We start from the raw sequence: 3,710 nt of genomic DNA on the forward strand, positions 1-3,710 counted from the left end.
CTTCGCCGGTCGGCGGGGACTGGTAGGGCCGGAGGGAGTCGAACCCTCACGCCTTGCGGCTCCGCATTTTGAATGCGGTGCGTCTACCGTTCCGCCACGGCCCCGTTGGTCTGCCTCGTTGTCTACCTCGGAGGCGGGGCGGTGTCACCCGGTTCCCTGCACCGGCTCGCGCGCGCGATCGACAGCAGCACGCGCAGGCGCTGCGGTCAGTGCGCCTGCGGCCCGCGCTTGATCTCGCCGTGGTCGAGCACCGGCGCGGCGTCGAGATCGGCAGCGTTGAGCATCGAGGCCACGCGCTCCAGCGCGGCGACGATCATCGCCTGCTCCCAGTCCTCGAGCCCCTCGAAGGCGCGCACATACTGCTGCTGCAGCGCGTCGGGCGCGCGGCCCACCGCCTCCTGTCCGGCGTCGGTCAGCACGACGTTCGTCTGCCGGCGGTCGCGGCTGGAGCGTTCGCGGCGCAGCATGCCCTTGGCCGACAGCCGGTCGAGGAGGGTGGAGACCGTCGCCTGGCTCACCCCCATCTGCGCCGAGAGCTCCTTGGGCGTCACGCCGTCGCGCATGGCGACGATCTGAAGCACGCGCACCTGCACGGGCGTCAGGCCGGCGGTGCGTGCCAGTTCGCGCCCGTAAAGTTCCGTCGCGCGCAGGATGCGGCGCAACGCGATGAGGCTTTGATCCGTCCTGTCCAAGTCGGGCCCCGTGATGGCATCGAATGTCAGGCCCATAGGCATCCTTTCCGCGTGACCGCAAGAGACATTTAGTTAGCCTACTTAAAGAATGTGCCGGGAGAATCAAGCGGGGCGTTTGAAAAATTAAGCCCGACGTACGAATAAAATGCTGTAATGGAACGATAAACCTGTCAACAGAAGCTTATTTCGTTAGCCTAGTTGACCGATCGTCCGGGGTGTTTATATTGCAAGGCGAACAACCAAGGGAGCAGTTCCGTGTCGAACGTTCGCCAGATCGATCCTCAGGGGGGCGGCCGCATCCGCTTCCGCAAGCCGGAGCCGCAGGACGGCGCGGCGGTGTGGGAGCTTGTCGCGTCCTGCGCACCGCTCGACGAGAACTCGATGTACTGCAACCTGATCCAGTGCGATCACTTCCGCGACACCTGCATCCTCGCCGAGCGCGACGGGCAGGTCGTCGGCTGGATCTCCGGCTACCGGCTGCCCTACGACACGGAGACGCTTTTCGTGTGGCAGGTCGCCGTTTCCGACGCCGCGCGCGGCGAGGGGCTCGCCAAGCGGATGCTCGCCCGGCTGCTCGATCGCGACGAATGCGATGGCGTCACGCGCCTGCAGACGACGATCACGCGCGACAACGACGCGAGCTGGGGGCTCTTCAAGAGCTTCGCCCGCGCGCAGGAGGCGCAGCTGGATGCGCAGGCCCATTTCACCCGCGACACGCACTTCCGCGGGTATCACGCGACCGAGCACATGGTCACGATCAAGCTGCCGGAGGCCGAGAGCCGCGCCGCCTGAGCGCGCACTCGCCCGGCAGAGTCACCCAGACAGAAGGGTTTCCCATGAAAGATACCGCTTTCACCGACCACGCGGCCGGCGACACGGCCATTTTCGAGCGACGCGAATCGGAGGTGCGCAGCTACTGCCGCGGCTTCCCGGCCGTCTTCACCAGGGCGCAGGGCTCCACCCTGACCGACGCCGAGGGGCGGGAGTACACCGACTTCCTCGCCGGCTGCTCGTCGCTCAACTACGGCCACAACGACCCGGACATGAAGGCAGCGCTGCTCGCCCACATCACCGATGACGGCATCGCGCATGCCCTCGACATGTATTCCGCCGAGAAGGCCGCCTTCCTCGAGACCTTCGAGCGGCTGATCCTCAGCCCGCGCGGCTGGGATCACCGGGTGATGATGACCGGCCCCACCGGCACCAACGCCGTCGAGGCGGCGATCAAGCTCGCCCGCAAGGTGACGGGCCGGCGCAACGTCGTGGCCTTCACCAACGGCTTCCACGGCATGACGCTGGGCGCGCTCGCGCTGACCGGCAACGCCTCCAAGCGCGCCGGCGCAGGCACCGAGCTGAACGGCGTCACCCACATGCCCTACGACGGCGCGCTGGGCGCGGATGTCGACACGCTCGAGATCGTCGAGGCGATGATCGAGAACGGCTCCTCCGGCGTCGACAAGCCGGCGGCCTTCGTGGTCGAGCCCGTGCAGGGCGAGGGCGGGCTCAACGCCGCCTCGGACGCCTGGCTCAAGGGGCTCGACGCGCTCGCCAAGAAGCACGGCATCCTGATGATCGTGGACGACATCCAGGCGGGCATCGGCCGCGCGGGCGGCTTCTTCTCGATCGACGGGATGGGCATCGAGCCGGACATGGTGCCGCTGGCGAAGTCGCTTTCGGGCTTCGGCCTGCCCTTCGCCATGCTGCTCGTGAAGCCGGAGCTCGACATCTGGAAGCCGGCCGAGCACAACGGCACCTTCCGCGGCAACACCCACGCCTTCGTCACCGCGCGCGTCGCGCTGGAGAAGTTCTGGAGCGACGACGCCTTCCTGACCGAAGTTCAGGAGAAGGGCGAGCACCTGGAGGCCCGCCTCGACAGGATGCGGCGCCTGATCCCGGGCGCCCGGCTCAAGGGCCGCGGCATGATGCGCGGCATCGACGTGGGCGACGGCGAACTGGCCGAGGCCATCTGCGCGCGCTGCTTCGAGCAGGGCCTCATCATCGAGACCTCGGGCGCCGAGGACGAGGTGGTGAAGGTGCTCGCGCCGCTCACCACGCCCATGGAGCAATTCGATCGCGGTCTCGACATCCTCGAGGCGGCGGTCCGCGAGAAGACGGCCAAACCGATGGCCGCGGAGTAATCGTCATGATCGTCAGGGATTTCGAACAGCTCAAGACGTCCGACCGGACGGTGAGCGACGCAAACTGGACCAGCGTGCGCATGCTTCTGGCCGACGACGGGATGGGGTTCTCGTTCCACATCACCTTCCTCGACGCCGGCAGCGAGCACAGCTTCCACTACAAGCACCACTTCGAGAGTGTCTACTGCATGTCCGGCACCGGCTCGATCACCGACCTGGAGACCGGCGAGACGCACGAGATCCGGCCCGGCGTGATGTACGCGCTGGACAAGAACGACCGGCACACGGTGCGTGCCGATCCCGAGGCCGATCTGGTGATGGCCTGCGTGTTCAACCCGCCGGTCACCGGCAAGGAAGTGCACCGCGCCGACGGCTCCTATGCGCCGGCCGACGAGGGCGCTGACGCCTGAGCCGCGCGCCGCATGCAGATGAGACCGCCGCGCCCGATCCGGGCGCGGCCGGCAAGCAGGACAGACCGCAGCGCCCCCCGGGGCGCGGCGGGGAAAGGCAAAGCCCATGAGCGACAGTCGAACCCACACCGTCGAGAAGATCGGCGGCACCTCCATGAGCCGCTCGCGCGAGCTGCTCGACAGCCTCTTCCTGAACGGCGGCGGCGATCCCTACGGCCGCGTCTTCGTCGTCTCGGCCTATGGCGGGATCACCGACCTGCTGCTCGAGCACAAGAAGTCGGGCGAGCCGGGCGTCTATGCCCTCTTCGCCAATGCCGAGAACGATCAGGGGTGGTCGGACGCGCTGAACCGCGTGGCCGAGGCCATGAAGGAGGCGCATCGCGAGGTGCTGGACCACAACGCGGACATCCAGGAAGCGGACGACTTCGTGCGCGAGCGCCTCGAAGGCGCGCGCTCCTGCCTGATCGACC

General features: G+C 67.6%; 4 protein-coding genes, 1 tRNA gene and 1 pseudogene. 4 read left to right on the forward strand and 2 right to left on the reverse strand.

The features are described 5' to 3' along the window. Window positions 1–20: 20 nt before the first annotated feature. Window positions 21–104: transfer RNA gene (locus ACESL7_RS14160), tRNA-Leu, on the reverse strand. A gap of 102 nt (window positions 105–206) precedes the next feature. Then, on the reverse strand, window positions 207–692 hold the full coding sequence (locus ACESL7_RS14165; RefSeq protein ID WP_372893950.1) for a MarR family winged helix-turn-helix transcriptional regulator: 486 nt from the start codon (window positions 690–692) through the stop codon (window positions 207–209). Between the two features lie 255 nt (window positions 693–947). Between ACESL7_RS14165 and ectA the strand changes: the two genes are divergently transcribed. The 4 genes and pseudogenes from ectA to ACESL7_RS14185 form a co-directional block, all read left to right on the forward strand. Further along, window positions 948–1,484: a diaminobutyrate acetyltransferase gene (ectA, locus tag ACESL7_RS14170; protein WP_372893951.1), complete on the forward strand. Its 537-nt coding sequence runs from the start codon at window positions 948–950 to the stop codon at window positions 1,482–1,484. A gap of 44 nt (window positions 1,485–1,528) precedes the next feature. After that, window positions 1,529–2,830, forward strand: a complete 1,302-nt coding sequence (ectB, locus tag ACESL7_RS14175; protein WP_372893952.1) for a diaminobutyrate--2-oxoglutarate transaminase — start codon at window positions 1,529–1,531, stop codon at window positions 2,828–2,830. Window positions 2,831–2,835: 5 nt separating this feature from the next. Further along, on the forward strand, window positions 2,836–3,240 hold the full coding sequence (locus tag ACESL7_RS14180) for an ectoine synthase (protein WP_372893953.1): 405 nt from the start codon (window positions 2,836–2,838) through the stop codon (window positions 3,238–3,240). A gap of 106 nt (window positions 3,241–3,346) precedes the next feature. Continuing rightward, a pseudogene (locus tag ACESL7_RS14185) lies at window positions 3,347–3,710 on the forward strand (aspartate kinase); the annotation flags it as partial.

This window comes from Rhodosalinus sp. (assembly GCF_041685465.1).
Lineage (GTDB): Bacteria > Pseudomonadota > Alphaproteobacteria > Rhodobacterales > Rhodobacteraceae > Rhodosalinus.